This is a genomic window from Streptomyces sp. NPDC053513 (assembly GCF_044544765.1).
GTDB classification, from domain to species: Bacteria; Actinomycetota; Actinomycetes; order Streptomycetales; family Streptomycetaceae; genus Streptomyces; species Streptomyces litmocidini.
The window spans coordinates 256,837-269,815 of sequence record NZ_JBITXP010000009.1; the positions used below are offsets into that span (position 1 = coordinate 256,837).

A 12,979-nucleotide genomic window follows, 5' to 3' on the forward strand; every position below is an offset into this window, starting at 1 on the left:
CACGGGGTCCGGTCACGACCGACCAAAGCAGCGGCCGGACCCCGCCATCCCTCCCGAGAGAAGGAAGAGTCTCAGTGAAGCACCCCGACGACGAGAACGACTTCTTCGACCGACTCGAAGCCGACATGGCCACTACCGGGTCGCCCGACTCCGGGGCCGATGTGGTCGACCTCGACAAGGCCCGATCCGCCCGCACCGAGTCGGCCAACTCCACCGCCGACGCGTCGCCCGACTCCCACACGGACGAGTCGGCCGACGAGTCGGGCGACCCGTCGGCCCGCCGGTTGGTCGATGGTCCGGCGCTCGCCGGGCCCGGATACCTCGGCCGACTCGCGGGCGCGAAGCGGCGACGGATCGTCCCCGCGTGGCTGCGGTCGACGACCGAACTCAAGACGGCCGCCCGCTGGGTCGCCAGCCACTACGCCCACCTCGCCGGGTACCACGCGCTCCGCTCCCCGGTCTACGCCGGGCGCCTCGCGCTCCAGGCCCCGCGGGGCGCGGCGAAGTTCGTCGGCGGCACGATGCGCTGGGTCGCGGACCGCGAGGGCGAGCCCGTCCGACTCGCCGCCGTCCGGCGTGAGGACGCGGCGGAGTACCTCAAGCTGTCCCGGCAGCGTGACGGCCGGGTCCGGCTGCGGACCCTGGTCGCCACCCTCGCCGCACTCGTCGGCATGGGCACCGCGCTCGCCCTCTACGTCCTCGCCCCCGGCTGGCTCCAAGTCGTCTCGGTCGGCGCGCTGCTGCTCGCCCTCGGGTCGGCCGGCGGCCAGGCCGATGCCCCGGTCATCAACCGGGCCGTGGAGGTCACCAAGGCGCCCAAGCTCACCAGCGACATCGTCCTGCGCGCGCTGGGGGCGCTCGGCATCCCGGCGATCAACCAAGCACAGGGCAAGGGCCGGGACGGGTTCACGTTCACCGCCCCGATCACCCGCGACGGGCCCGGCTGGCGCGCGGAGGGCGATCTCCCGTACGGCGTGACCGTCACGGACGTGATCGAGCGCCGGGACAAGCTCGCGTCCGGTCTGCGCCGCCCGCTGGGCTGCGTCTGGCCCGAGGCCGTACCGGAAGAACACACCGGGCACCTGGTGCTGTGGGTCGGCGACCAGGACATGTCGACCGCGCGGAAGCCCGTGTGGCCGCTGCTCAAGAGCGGGGCCACGGACCTGTTCAAGCCGGTTGCCTTCGGAACCGACCAGCGCGGTCGCTGGGTGGAGATGACGCTCATGTACATCGCGGCCGTCATCGGTGCGATCCCCCGCATGGGCAAGACGTTCCTCCTGCGCCTGCTGCTCCTGATCGCGGCTCTCGACCCGCGGGCCGAGCTGCACACCTATGACCTCAAGGGCACCGGCGACCTGGACCCGGTCGGCGAGCGCGTCTCGCACCGCCACCGCGCCGGGGACGACGACGAGGACATCGAGTACGCCCTCGCCGACCTGCGGGAACTGCGGGACGAGCTGCGGCGCCGGGCGAAGATGATCCGCTCCCTGCCCCGGGACATCTGCCCGGAGTCGAAGGTGACCAGCGAGCTGGCGAACATGAAGAACCTGGGTCTCCACCCGATCGTCGTCGGCGTGGACGAGTGCCAGGTGTGGTTCGAGCACCCCAAGTACGGGGCGGAGTTCGAGGAGATCTGCACCGACCTGGTCAAGCGCGGCCCGGCCACCGGCATCGTGCTGCTGCTCGCCACCCAGCGCCCCGACGCCAAGGCCCTGCCGACAGGCATCAGCGCGAACGCGTCGGCCCGGTTCTGCCTGAAGGTCATGGGCCAGCTGGAGAACGACATGGTCCTGGGCACGTCCTCGTACAAGCGGGGTGTGCGGGCCACGATGTTCTCCTGGAAGGACAAGGGCATCCACTACTTCGTCGGTGAAGGAGCGGACGCCCGGATCGTCTCCTCCGTCTACGTCGACGCCCCCACCGCCGAGACCATCGGCCTGCGGGCCCGCAAGCTTCGCGAACAGGCCGGCACCCTCTCCGGCCACGCGATGGGGGAGTCGTTCGAGACCGGCGAGACCAGCGCGTACGACCTGCTGCGCGACATCCTCGCCGTCGTCCCCGCCGAGGAGCCCAAGGTCTGGTCCGAAGTCGTCGTGGCCCGGCTCGCCGAGCTGCGCCCCGACGTCTACGGCGGCTGGGACCCGGAGGGACTGGCCGCCGCCCTCAAGCCGCACGGCATCTCCACCACCCAGGTGTGGGGCAAGACCGAGAGCGGCAAGGGCGCCAACCGGCGCGGCATCGAGCGTTCCCGCATCTCCGCTGTCATCACGGAATGTGACGGAAATCGGGACGCGAGCTGACGCGGATCGCCGCTAGACCTAGCAGCAAGCCCCGCTAGGTCTAGCGGCACCGCTAGCACCCCATACCGCATCTGATCAGCACGCTAGTTCCTAGCGGGCTGACCTGCGCATACCCCGAAAACCGCCGGAGAGGCCCCCGATGACCCCCTTCCTCGCCGCTAGCGCACTCCTGCTCGCCGTCACACTCGGTTACATCGCCCTGTGTGTGGCCTCGCCGTTCGGCAACTGCCGCAAGTGCAACGGACTCGGCTTCGCGCTCACGACGGACCGCAAGGGCAAGCCCAAGCGCGGCAAGACCTGCCGCCGCTGCAAGGGCCACGGCATCCGCATCCGCGTCGGCCGCCACCTGTTCAACATCGCCGCCCGCCTCCACCGCGACGGCACCCGCTGACCCCGCAACGACAGGAGCCTGACATGAACTTCGAGATCTCCGCCGTCCTGCTCTTCGGCGCCGCGTCCGCCTTCGCCGTGAAGAGCAAGTCCTCCGGCGCCGGCGCCGCCATCGTGCTCTTCCTCTTCGGGTTCTTCGCCGCCGGGACCGGCGCGTACGAGCCGATCGCCAACCTCGTCCAGTCCTCCGCCACGGCCCTCTCCGACCTCGCCAACTAGCCGAAGGAGTCCACGATGAACGAGCCGATCACCGCCCCGCACTGGCTCACCACGGCCACGCCGAAGGTGGCCCCCGCCCTCGCGACGTCCACGGTCCTGGTCCTCGGCCGGATCTGGAACGCCAATGGCGCCGAACACTCCATCGGCAACGCCACCCTCATGGTCGTTCTCGCCGCCGGGGCGGCCACGGCCGGCGCCTTCGCTGCGGCCGGTCACCGCGGCGACAGCACGCTCGCCGGAGCTGCGTTCGCGACCTCGGGCGGCCTCGCCTTCGCCGGGGTCGCCGGATACGCCGACGGGTTGTCCCTTCCGCTCCTGCTGTGGGTGCTCGCCACCGCCGTCGCCTACGGCCTCGCCGCCCGCTACTGGCGCACCGCCCGCCGCGAGACCACCGCCTACGAGCGCCGCACCGTCGAGCGGCGTGAGGACCACGCCCACATCGAGCGCGTGGAAGCCCTGCGCGCCGGAGCCCAGATCGAGGCCGCCCGGACCGGCGCCCTCTACGCCGAGCAGCTCGCCACCGCCCTGCTCACGCGCGCGGCCCTGCCCGGCTTCGACCCGCAGGCCCTCACCCGCGCCGGACTGCCCGAACTCCCCGCCACCGAGACCACCAAGGAGCACTGACCCCATGTTCGAGATCCGCGTCATCTGCGACCCCGACGACACCGAGCGGGTGACCGCCGCGCTCGGCGACGCCTTCACCACCGGCGCCGTACGCCAGTACGTCAACCGCGACGGCAAGCGCGAGCGTCTCTACCTCACCGCCGACCTGCGGGCCGAGCGGTGGCCGACGCCCGAAGAGGCCTACGCGCTCGCCCCGAGCGTCATCAGCGAGGTCGGCTGGACCGCCGGCACCGCGGCCGACAAGCCGTTCGGCAAGGGCCTCAGCCGCGAGTTCTGGCTCCGCAAGGCCGCACTCCTGGACCGCATCGCGCTGGGCGACGAGAGCGAGCGCGTACGCACCGACGCGGCGGAGATGGCCACCGCGGCGGCCCGCCGCCTCATGGTCACCGACGACGCCACGGTCATCTGCGACCCCCGCGCCTACGTCCGCCAGCAGTACGAGCGGTGGCTCAAGCAGAAGTAGCTGTGCCCGGGGCGGTCGCCTCTCACCACAAGACCGCGACCGCCCCGGCTCTCCGTCCCTTCGACAGAAACAGGAGAAACCCCAGCATGACACCTGAGCCCGCCCATGGGCAGTACGCCCCCGTGGTGCCGCTGCACAGCGTGCCCGACGGCACGGAGCGGATGGCACCGCACGACCGGGAAGCCGAACAGGCCGTCGTCGGCGCGCTCATGCTCGCGCCCGGCGTCATCGGCGACGTGAACGGCTCGATGGACCCGGCCGACCACTACGTGCCCGCCCACGAGACGATCCACCGCGCGATCCTCGCCCTGCACTCCCAGGGCCAGCCCGTGGACCCGATCACCCTCGGGCACCACCTGGAGCAGACCGGCGAACTCGTCCGCGCGGGCGGCCGGCCCTACCTCCACACCCTCATCCAGGCCGTGCCCTCCACGGCCAATGCCACCTACTACGCCGAGATCGTCCACGACCTCGCCCGGCGCCGCCGGAGCATCGAGGTCGGCACCCGCATCGTCCAGGCCGGCATGTCGGCCGAGGCCACCGAGGACGACCTCCGCGAGGCCCTCGCGCTCGGCGCCGCGACCGTCCCGGCCGCTTGGCCGGAGCCGATTCCGCTGGACCGGCAGCCGAAGCTGCCGCCGTTCCCCGTCCAGGCCCTGCCCGGCTGGGTCTCGGACTTCGTCATCGCGCTCGCCGAGGAGACCCAGACGCCGGTGGACCTCGCGGGCGCCCTCGCCCTCTCCGTCCTCGCGACCGCGGCCGGCGGCCGGGCCGTCGTCCAGGTGCGAGGGCGATGGCGCGAGCCCACGAACCTCTTCGTCGTCGTCGCCCTCGGCCCGGCCAACCGCAAGTCCGCCGTCTTCGCCGCCATGACCGCCCCGCTCTACGAGGCGGAGAACACGCTCGTGGAGGGCTCCAACCTCACGATCGTGGAGGCCGAGGTCACCGCCCGCATGGCCCGCGAGGCCGCCGACAAGGCCGCCGCTCAAGCGGCCAAGGCCGAGGGTCCCGAGCGGGACAACCTGGTGGCCGAGGCGATCGGCCTCGCCCAGACCGCCGAGTCCCTGACCGTGCCGCCGCGCCCGCGGCTCCTCGCCGACGACGCCACCCCCGAGACCGTCACCACCCTGCTCGCCGAGCAGGGCGGCCGGCTCGCGGTCATGTCCGCCGAGGGCGGCATCTTCGACATCATCGCCGGGCGGTATTCCGGCGTCCCCAACATGGAGGTCTTCCTCAAGGGCCACGCCGGCGACCGGCTGCGCGTCGACCGCCGGACCCGCCAGGAGTTCATCGAGGCACCCGCGCTCACCATGGGGCTCGCCGTCCAGCCCAGCGTCCTGGAGGACATCGGCAAGAACCGCGGCTTCGACGGCCGCGGCCTGCTCGCCCGCTTCCTTTACTGCCTGCCGGAATCCCTGGTCGGTTACCGGAAGATCGACCCGGAACCCGTTCCGCCCGCCGTGGCGGCGACGTACGAGCGGAACGTTTTCGCTCTCACGCTCAAGCTCGCGGACTGGACTGATCCTCTCGTGGTCCAGGTGGGCGCCGAGGCTGACGCTGCCCTGGTCGCATACGCGGAACGCATCGAGCCGCAGCTGCGGACGAAGGGCGGACGTCTCGGACACATCGGCAAGTGGGCGGGCAAGGTCATCGGTGCCACGGCCCGCATCGCCGGGCTCCTTCACCTGGCCGACCACATCGACGGCGGCACCAACAAACCCATCAGCGCGGCGACCATGCAGTCCGCGATCGAATTGGCGGACTACTTCACTGCCCACGCTCTGAGCGTCTTCGACCTGATGGGCGCAGATGCCACTCTCGCCCGCGCCCGTACCCTCCTGTCGGTCCTGGAGGACAACGGCTGGGAGAGCGTCAGCCGACGCGACCTGTTCAGCAAGGTATCGCGCTCCGCCTTCCCCACGGTCGCCGAGCTGGAGCCTGCCGCCGCCGTCCTGGAGGACCACGGCTACATCCGGATCGAGACTCCGCCCCGGACCGGCAAGCGAGGCCGCCCGCCAGCGCCCCGCTACTTCATCCACCCCTGCGTGCGAGGGGCTCAGGCGTGAGCCACCGCGTGCTCTCCTGCCTCGGCCCCTTGCCGCGCAAATCACAGAACCCGCAGAAGACCCCGGCCGCCCCCGCCCACCTGCGGCGACGGTTCCTCGGCGTCGTTGCCGCAGAAGTCCCTGAAACATCCGCAGTAATGGGCACTCTGCTCCCGGGGCGTCCCGCCGTACCCATCGGCACCGGTTTCTGTGGCGATTCCCGAGACTTTTGCGGCAGCCACTGCCGCACTCCCAAAGCCGCAGGTCAGACCTCAGATCCGCTGCAATCTGCGGCCTCCGCGGTTTTTGCGGTGCCCGTCAGTCCCGTACTGCTCAGCCAGATGAGGAGGACCCGAGCCCATGGCGCGTGACGAGATGCTCACCATCGACCAGGTCGTGGAGGAGATCGGAGTACCCCGTGCGACTTTCTACAGGTGGCGTCAGCTGAAGAAGGGCCCCAGGTCGATCAAGCTCCCGAACGGCTCCGTCCGCATCCGCCGCTCCGAGCTGGAGCGCTGGATCGAGACGCTGGAGGACGCAGCGTGACCCACCGCAAGACCAGCACGACGACGGGCGCTCGCAACAGTGGGCGCCCGCCCGTTTCCGAGGCCGCCATACTCTCCACCGACGTCAGGGTGTGGAAGGTCAGCCAGGTACGCAGCAAGAAGGCGCCGTACCAACTCCGTTGGAAGGTCGCCGGCCGGGTGAAGACGGCCAGCTTCGCCACGGCCACTCTCGCCGAAAGCCGCCGCTCCGAACTGTGGCAAGCGATGCGAAGGGGCGAAGCCTTCGATGTCGAGACCGGGCTCCCGGAGTCCGAACTCCGAGCCGCAGCCGCGAAGGAGAACCAGCGCTCCGACCCGTCGTGGTGGGACTTCAGCCGCGAGTACATGGCGAGCCGATGGCGCACGGCGGCGGCCAAGACGCGGGAAGGCCTCGCCGACAGCCTCGCCACGGTGGCGCTCGCGATGGTGGAGGCTGGGAAGAAGGCGCCGCAGCCGGAGGAGATCCGACTCGCGATGCGGTGGGCGGTCGTTCCGGCGCACCATGAGGAGGACCCGCCGCGCGAGCTGGCTGCGGCCTGCCAGTGGCTTCAGCACCGTTCGCTCCGGCTGTCGGCCCTCATGGACCCGAAGGTGGTCCGGGATGTGCAGTACCGGCTTTCCTTCAAGCTGGACGACACTCCGGCGGCTGGGGAGACGTACAAGCGCCGGCGCCGCGGCTTCAACACGGCGATGGAGTACGCGATCGAGTGCGGGTATCTGGAGGAGAACCCACTCCATGGGCTCAAGCGCTCCGGGCCCGCGAAGGGCGACGTCGTCGACCCCCGAGTTCTGGTGAATCCTGTCCAGGGCGCTGAGCTGCTGACGGCGGTCTCGTACGTAGGCTCCGTCCACCGCAACCGCGGTCGCCGCCTGGTCGCGTTCTTTGCCTGCCAGCTCTACGCGGCGATGAGACCGGCCGAGGCGGTCGGCCTCAGAGAGAAGGACTGCCACCTCCCCGACACCGGGTGGGGAACCCTCACGCTGAGGGAGACGCGGCCGGTGTCGGGGAAGAAGTGGACGGACTCGGGCGAGCGCCACGACAAGCGCGGCCTCAAGTCCCGCGGGCCCAAGGCGGATCGTCCGGTCCCCATCCCGCCCCTTCTGGTTGCGATGCTTCGCAACCACATAGCGGAGTTCGGCACGGCGAGGGATGGTCGGATCTTCGCAAACGAGCGCGGCGGAGTCCTCGGCACCTCCAGCTATTGGAGGGTCTGGCAGGACGCCCGGCCGCTCGCCCTCTCTCCAGACAGGGTCGATTCCCCATTGGCGCACCGGCCGTACGACCTGCGCCATACATGCATCACGAACTGGCTCAATGCTGGAGTCCCTGTGGCGGAGGTAGCTCGCAGGGCGGGCAATTCTCCCGAGGTCATCCATCGCAGGTACGAGGGCTGCATTGACGGCCACGAGGAATTGAATAACAGGAAGATCGAGTTCGCGATGGGGTGGAACGGGGTGCCCGACTAAGGGCTGTCCCGTGCCCCCTGCGCCGGGTTGCGGGACAGCCCTTAGGGGCGGCTGCGCTCACGACATCCCATGGTTAAACACCAGCGGCCGATCGCCCCTCAGCCGTTCATTGCCGCTACGGCACTTCCTCAGCGTCCCCCTCGCTGAGATCGTTTGCTGCGTTTAGCAGCAACCTGTAGGCCGAAGCGTGATCACTATCGGCCATGAGACGCAGTACCCGTTCCAGAGTGCCGTGGTCGGCCCTTCTTTCCCTCAGGGCGTGCAAGATCTGCCGAACTTGCACGGGAGCCTCTGAGAATTCACCAGCGCGTTCTGCCTCCCACAGCGCCGAAAGTTCCTCAGGCTCGACGATGACCGGAACGTTAGGGATGTCGTCCATGCTGACAGGGCTAGGACGCTTCGAGTCGAGAATCGTCAGGCCGCTTTCCGAGGCCGTTGGGCTCAGCATGACACGCGTCTCCCAGGCGTAGGCGACCCTGTCGCACTGCCGGCCGTACCGGCGAACTTGATGCCCGTCTTCAGCAAACAGCCAGCGCACGGACGCCGTGAACCACTTATGCCCGTCGATCTCGCGGGCGCTGACCTCCGCAACATTATCGAGAGCAACTGCTTGGGGTTCCCAGCCCCGAGCGCTTCTCAGCGTCCCGCGCATTCCGTCCTCGTACAGCAGCGATCCGTTGACCATTCGAAAGCGCCGGCTCGCGCCCCGGGCCGCCTCCAAGACCGTCGCATGGCTCTCGGCAGTGCTCAGGAGCGTCTGAACGTCCTCAACATCTGCGTCAACTTCGGTGGCGAACTTCGTCAGAACGCCGTCGAGCGAGGTGAAGAGGAAGAATCGGGTCTCCAGACCGCGGAGGTCCTTATCCATGGGCGAGGGGAAGGACGTGCCGTCACCGAAGTCTTCCGTATTGTTGCTAACGAAATAGACGGTCTCCGTCGGGTGCCTCCTGGCGTACTCGACGGCCGTCAGCCATATCGCGGCATCTCGGGCGCCAGTCTTGTTCTTGCCGCTGTTGACGGTCTTGCAGGGAGCGAGGAGGTTCGTCTCGCGGAACATAGCCATCTGGTAGACGGAGGCGGACGTCTCGATGACATCCGCGATCTCCGAGTACCGTGACCGCCAGTGTTTGCGCACGTGCTCGTCGTCGAACCGCTTAGGGTGCACGATGTCTGCCCAAGGGGTGGCCTTGCGTAGGGTATTCACCGCCTCCACGGCCGCGTCGTGCTTCCCCTGGTAGCTCAAGACCTGCTGCGCGGCGATCTCCTCCATGGCAATCCATGGCGCCGCGATTCGCTCCACCTTCGCGGCGCGGATCGCGCGAAGCATGTCAGCGGCGGGACTCCGCAGCGAGGTCGACTTGAGGATGTTCGCGTCCAGAATGATCAAAGCGGGTGGCTCCGTCTCCCTCGGGTCCGAGTCGTACGGTCACCCTCTCAACTTCTGATCATCAAGGTAGGAGAGTTTCCTCTTTGCGGGAGCTGTGCATCGAGGGGGCGACGACGCCGTCCCGCACCGAGTGGGGGTGCCTGGCCGAGTTGATCCTGAGCCGGAGAGGCAAGGCTGTGGTCGATTGCCGGCCCACGCGCCGCTCACGCGCGACCAGTGACAGACAACGATGAAGGGTCGGACTAAGTGAGACTGAGTCCGACCCTTCATCTTCAGCACTTCAGCAGGTCAGCGGCTTGATCACGCTGTCCGAGCTGGAGTGCCCCCGGCAGGATTCGAACCTGCGCACACGGCTCCGGAGGCCGTTGCTCTATCCCCTGAGCTACGGGGGCGTCCGCTGCGTTTCGCGGCGACGGGTAGAACCCTACCAGCTCTTCGGGCGTGCCTGTGAACAGGTATTTCCGGGGCGTCACCGGGGGGTCCGTCCCCCGCACGGGTCAGAAGTGGGTAAAACCCGGACGCGGCTGTGGGGGGCGGCCTACTCTCGTTCGTGTGTCAGGCGTGTCCGGTCGGGTGCTCGTTGTCGATGACAACAAGGTGATCCGCCAGTTGATCAGGGTCAATCTCGAACTCGAGGGGTTCGAGGTCGTGACCGCGGCCGATGGTGCCGAGTGTCTGGATGTCGTGCATCAGGTCTGTCCTGATGTCGTCACCCTGGACGTCGTCATGCCTCGATTGGACGGGATCAAGACGGCCGAGCGGCTGCGGGCCGACCCGCGGACCAGTCATCTGCCGGTGGCGATCATCAGTGCCTGCGGCGAGCACGAAGCCGGTGGGGCCGACGCCTTTCTCGCCAAGCCCTTCGAGCCCTCGGAGCTCGTGCGCGTGGTGCGGCAGTTGATGCACCGCGAGCGGCGGGAGCGTCCCGAGGCGGCCGGCCCCGACGGGGGAGAGGAACCTGCCGCAGTCGAGGGGCTGCAGGAGCAGGGTGCCCGGTGCGTCGACGTGCCGGGAGCGCGCGCCAGGTGATCTGAGGGCGCGGTCCCGCATGGCGAAACCGGTTCGCGTTCCGCCCCCCCTCCTCCCCTAGGCTGGTCCCGTGACCCCCGCGGACCTCTCCCTCACCGTGCAGCACGCCGTGCGCCGTGCGGTCGACGACGGTGCGCTGCGGGTCGACGTCCCCTCCCGCGTGAAGGTGGAGCGGGCCCGGCCCGGTGGGACCGGGGAGTACGCCAGCAACGTCGCCCTCGGGCTCGCCCGGCCCGCCGGGCGCAGCGCGCTCGATGTCGCCGAGGTCCTCAAGGAGCGGCTCCTGGGAGCCCCCGGGATCCTCGCCGTCGAGATCACCGGGCCCGGTTTCCTGAACTTCACCCTCCGCGGTGACGTGGGCGGGGATCTCGTGCGGGCCGTTCGGGACGCCGGGGCCGCGTACGGCCACGGCACCGCCCTCGCCGGGACCGTCGTGCGGTTCGCCGAGGTGCCCCCGGGGCGCGCCGCGGTCGTGACCGACGTCGTGCTGCGGCTGCTCCGGAGTCAGGGGGCCGACGCCGCCTTCGGCGGGGACGAGCGGATCCACGTGAGGGGTGGGGAGTACCGGCCCGGTGCCTTCGGTGTCGATGCCGCCCGGTGGGCCCTGTTGCGGGCCGCGGCCCGTGATCGGGTTCTCGACGGGGCTCCCCTTCTCGTCCAGCACGAGCGCAACCCCCTCTTCCGTGTCCGGTACGCCCACGCGCGCGTGAAGCGGCTGCTCGTCAATGCGGCGCAGCTCGGCTTCACCCCTTCGTACGAGACCGACATCCACGCTCCCGAGCTTCTCGGCGTCCTCGGAGACCACCCCGTCGTCCTCCTCGCCGCCGCCCGCCACCGCGCCCCCGACCGGGTCGCCCGGCACCTGGAAGCCACCGCCGACGCGCTGCTCGCGTTCCAGCACACCGTGCTGCCCCTCGGCGACGAGAAACCCTCGGCCGCCCACCGCTCCCGGCTCGCGCTCGCCGAAGCCGCCGGGACGGTGCTCGCCGGTGGCCTGTCCCTGCTCGGCATCAGCGCACCCGACCAGATCTGAAAGAGCCAGTCGTCATGAGCCGTTCCGCCCACCCCGCCGGGCCCCGTCACGCCGATGTCCTGCCCGAGGGGCACTACTCCGCTCCGCCCGCCGACCTCAACCGGCTCGACCCCAAGGTCTGGTCCCGGACCGTGGACCGGGACGCGCGCGGGGTCGTCACCGTCGGCGGGATCGGCGTCGACGCCCTCGCCGAGGAGTTCGGCACGCCCGCCTACTTCCTCGACGAGGACGACTTCCGCGCCCGCTGCCGCGCCTGGGCCGAGGCCTTCGGCAAGGACGCCGACGTCTTCTACGCGGGGAAGGCCTTCCTCTCCCGGGCCGTCGTCCGGTGGCTCAAGGAGGAGGGGCTCAACCTCGACGTCTGTTCCGGGGGGGAGCTCTCCACCGCCCTCTCCGCGGGGATGCCCGCCGAGCGGATCGCCTTCCACGGGAACAACAAGTCCGAGGACGAGATCCGTCGGGCCGTCGAGGTCGGGGTCGGGCGGATCGTGCTCGACTCCTTCCAGGAGATCGTGCGGGTCGCCCACATCGCCCAGTCCCTCGGCAAGCGCCAGCGGGTGCAGATCCGGGTGACCGTCGGCGTCGAGGCGCACACGCACGAGTTCATCGCCACCGCCCACGAGGACCAGAAGTTCGGCATCGCGCTCGCCGGCGGGCAGGCCGCCGAGGCCGTGCGCCGGGCGCTGAAGCTGGACGGCCTCGAGCTCATCGGCATCCACTCGCACATCGGGTCGCAGATCTTCGACATGGCCGGCTTCGAGGTGTCCGCGCGGCGCGTCGTCCAGCTGCTCGCCGAGGTGCGGGACGAGCACGGGGTCGAACTGCCCGAGATCGACCTCGGGGGCGGTCTCGGCATCGCGTACACCTCCGAGGACGACCCGCGCGAGCCGCACGAGATCGCCAAGGCGCTCAGCGAGATCGTGACGCGGGAGTGCGAGGCCGCCGGGCTGCGGACTCCCCGTATCTCCGTGGAGCCGGGGCGGGCCATCGTCGGACCCACCGCCTTCACCCTCTACCGGGTCGGCACCGTCAAGCCGCTCGAAGGGCTGCGGACGTACGTGAGCGTCGACGGCGGCATGTCGGACAACATCCGCACCGCGCTCTACGACGCCGAGTACAGCGTGAGCCTCGTCTCGCGGACCAGCGAGGCCGAGCCGATGCTCTCCCGCGTCGTCGGCAAGCACTGCGAGAGCGGCGACATCGTCGTGCGCGACGCCTTCCTGCCCTCCGACCTGGCGCCCGGCGACCTCATCGCCGTGCCGGCCACCGGCGCGTACTGCCGCTCCATGGCCAGCAACTACAACCACGCGCTGCGGCCGCCCGTCGTCGCCGTCCGCGAGGGCGAGGCACGGGTCGTCGTCCGGCGCGAGACGGAGGAAGATCTCCTGCGTCTCGACGTCGGCTGAGGAAATCGTCGCGTGGTGAAATAGTCGAGTGATGAAATAGATGTCTCAGGATCCGGACGGAGGGCGGAAAC

At 69.9% G+C, this 12,979-nt stretch carries 12 protein-coding genes and 1 tRNA gene; 11 read left to right on the top strand and 2 right to left on the bottom strand.

Features of this window, described 5'->3' with window-relative positions:
- Positions 1 to 74: 74 nt before the first annotated feature.
- The 8 genes from ACIGW4_RS18385 to ACIGW4_RS18420 all read left to right on the top strand — a co-directional run bounded on the left by ACIGW4_RS18385 (position 75) and on the right by ACIGW4_RS18420 (position 8,053).
- Positions 75 to 2,300, top strand: a complete 2,226-nt coding sequence (locus ACIGW4_RS18385; protein WP_399581523.1) for a cell division protein FtsK — start codon at positions 75 to 77, stop codon at positions 2,298 to 2,300.
- A gap of 139 nt (positions 2,301 to 2,439) precedes the next feature.
- Positions 2,440 to 2,691, top strand: coding sequence for a hypothetical protein (locus ACIGW4_RS18390; RefSeq protein ID WP_399581525.1), 252 nt, complete (start codon positions 2,440 to 2,442; stop codon positions 2,689 to 2,691).
- Positions 2,692 to 2,714: 23 nt separating this feature from the next.
- Complete coding sequence (locus ACIGW4_RS18395; RefSeq protein WP_033206753.1) at positions 2,715 to 2,909, top strand: hypothetical protein; 195 nt, start codon at positions 2,715 to 2,717, stop codon at positions 2,907 to 2,909.
- A gap of 15 nt (positions 2,910 to 2,924) precedes the next feature.
- Positions 2,925 to 3,533, top strand: a complete 609-nt coding sequence (locus ACIGW4_RS18400; RefSeq protein WP_399581528.1) for a hypothetical protein — start codon at positions 2,925 to 2,927, stop codon at positions 3,531 to 3,533.
- Between the two features lie 4 nt (positions 3,534 to 3,537).
- Positions 3,538 to 3,996 (top strand): hypothetical protein, encoded by a 459-nt coding sequence (locus tag ACIGW4_RS18405; RefSeq protein WP_399581531.1) that lies wholly within the window; start codon positions 3,538 to 3,540, stop codon positions 3,994 to 3,996.
- Positions 3,997 to 4,082: 86 nt separating this feature from the next.
- Positions 4,083 to 6,062, top strand: coding sequence for a DUF3987 domain-containing protein (locus ACIGW4_RS18410; RefSeq protein WP_399581533.1), 1,980 nt, complete (start codon positions 4,083 to 4,085; stop codon positions 6,060 to 6,062).
- Between the two features lie 354 nt (positions 6,063 to 6,416).
- On the top strand, positions 6,417 to 6,587 hold the full coding sequence (locus tag ACIGW4_RS18415) for a helix-turn-helix transcriptional regulator (protein WP_376317246.1): 171 nt from the start codon (positions 6,417 to 6,419) through the stop codon (positions 6,585 to 6,587).
- A complete protein-coding gene (locus ACIGW4_RS18420) occupies positions 6,584 to 8,053 on the top strand; it encodes a tyrosine-type recombinase/integrase (protein WP_399581537.1) in 1,470 nt (489 codons plus the stop codon). The genes ACIGW4_RS18415 and ACIGW4_RS18420 overlap by 4 nt, the downstream gene beginning before the upstream one ends.
- Positions 8,054 to 8,168: 115 nt before the next feature.
- Here the strand turns inward: ACIGW4_RS18420 and ACIGW4_RS18425 are convergent, their stop codons facing one another.
- Both ACIGW4_RS18425 and ACIGW4_RS18430 read right to left on the bottom strand, forming a co-directional pair.
- The gene (locus ACIGW4_RS18425; RefSeq protein WP_399581539.1) at positions 8,169 to 9,440 is read right to left on the bottom strand and encodes a PIN domain-containing protein; all 1,272 of its coding nucleotides are present in this window, start codon (positions 9,438 to 9,440) and stop codon (positions 8,169 to 8,171) included.
- A 320-nt stretch (positions 9,441 to 9,760) separates the two neighbouring features.
- A tRNA-Arg gene (locus ACIGW4_RS18430) sits at positions 9,761 to 9,832 on the bottom strand.
- A gap of 160 nt (positions 9,833 to 9,992) precedes the next feature.
- Here ACIGW4_RS18430 and ACIGW4_RS18435 point away from each other — a divergent pair.
- The 3 genes from ACIGW4_RS18435 (at position 9,993) to lysA (ending at position 12,908) form a co-directional block, all read left to right on the top strand.
- Complete coding sequence (locus tag ACIGW4_RS18435; RefSeq protein ID WP_123455400.1) at positions 9,993 to 10,469, top strand: response regulator; 477 nt, start codon at positions 9,993 to 9,995, stop codon at positions 10,467 to 10,469.
- A 70-nt stretch (positions 10,470 to 10,539) separates the two neighbouring features.
- Positions 10,540 to 11,502 carry an ArgS-related anticodon-binding protein NrtL gene (gene nrtL / locus ACIGW4_RS18440; RefSeq protein WP_399581542.1) on the top strand — a complete coding sequence of 321 codons (963 nt, stop codon included), beginning with the start codon at positions 10,540 to 10,542 and terminating at the stop codon, positions 11,500 to 11,502.
- A gap of 14 nt (positions 11,503 to 11,516) precedes the next feature.
- Positions 11,517 to 12,908 (top strand): diaminopimelate decarboxylase, encoded by a 1,392-nt coding sequence (lysA, locus tag ACIGW4_RS18445; protein WP_123455402.1) that lies wholly within the window; start codon positions 11,517 to 11,519, stop codon positions 12,906 to 12,908.
- The last annotated feature ends 71 nt before the right edge of the window (positions 12,909 to 12,979 follow it).

Coding starts and splice junctions, on each gene's coding strand:
- ACIGW4_RS18390 (WP_399581525.1), top strand. CDS start 2,440: ATGACCCCCTTCCTCGCCGCTAGCGCACTCCTGCTCGCCGTCACACTC.
- ACIGW4_RS18395 (WP_033206753.1), top strand. CDS start 2,715: ATGAACTTCGAGATCTCCGCCGTCCTGCTCTTCGGCGCCGCGTCCGCC.
- ACIGW4_RS18400 (WP_399581528.1), top strand. CDS start 2,925: ATGAACGAGCCGATCACCGCCCCGCACTGGCTCACCACGGCCACGCCG.
- ACIGW4_RS18405 (WP_399581531.1), top strand. CDS start 3,538: ATGTTCGAGATCCGCGTCATCTGCGACCCCGACGACACCGAGCGGGTG.
- ACIGW4_RS18410 (WP_399581533.1), top strand. CDS start 4,083: ATGACACCTGAGCCCGCCCATGGGCAGTACGCCCCCGTGGTGCCGCTG.
- ACIGW4_RS18415 (WP_376317246.1), top strand. CDS start 6,417: ATGCTCACCATCGACCAGGTCGTGGAGGAGATCGGAGTACCCCGTGCG.
- lysA (WP_123455402.1), top strand. CDS start 11,517: ATGAGCCGTTCCGCCCACCCCGCCGGGCCCCGTCACGCCGATGTCCTG.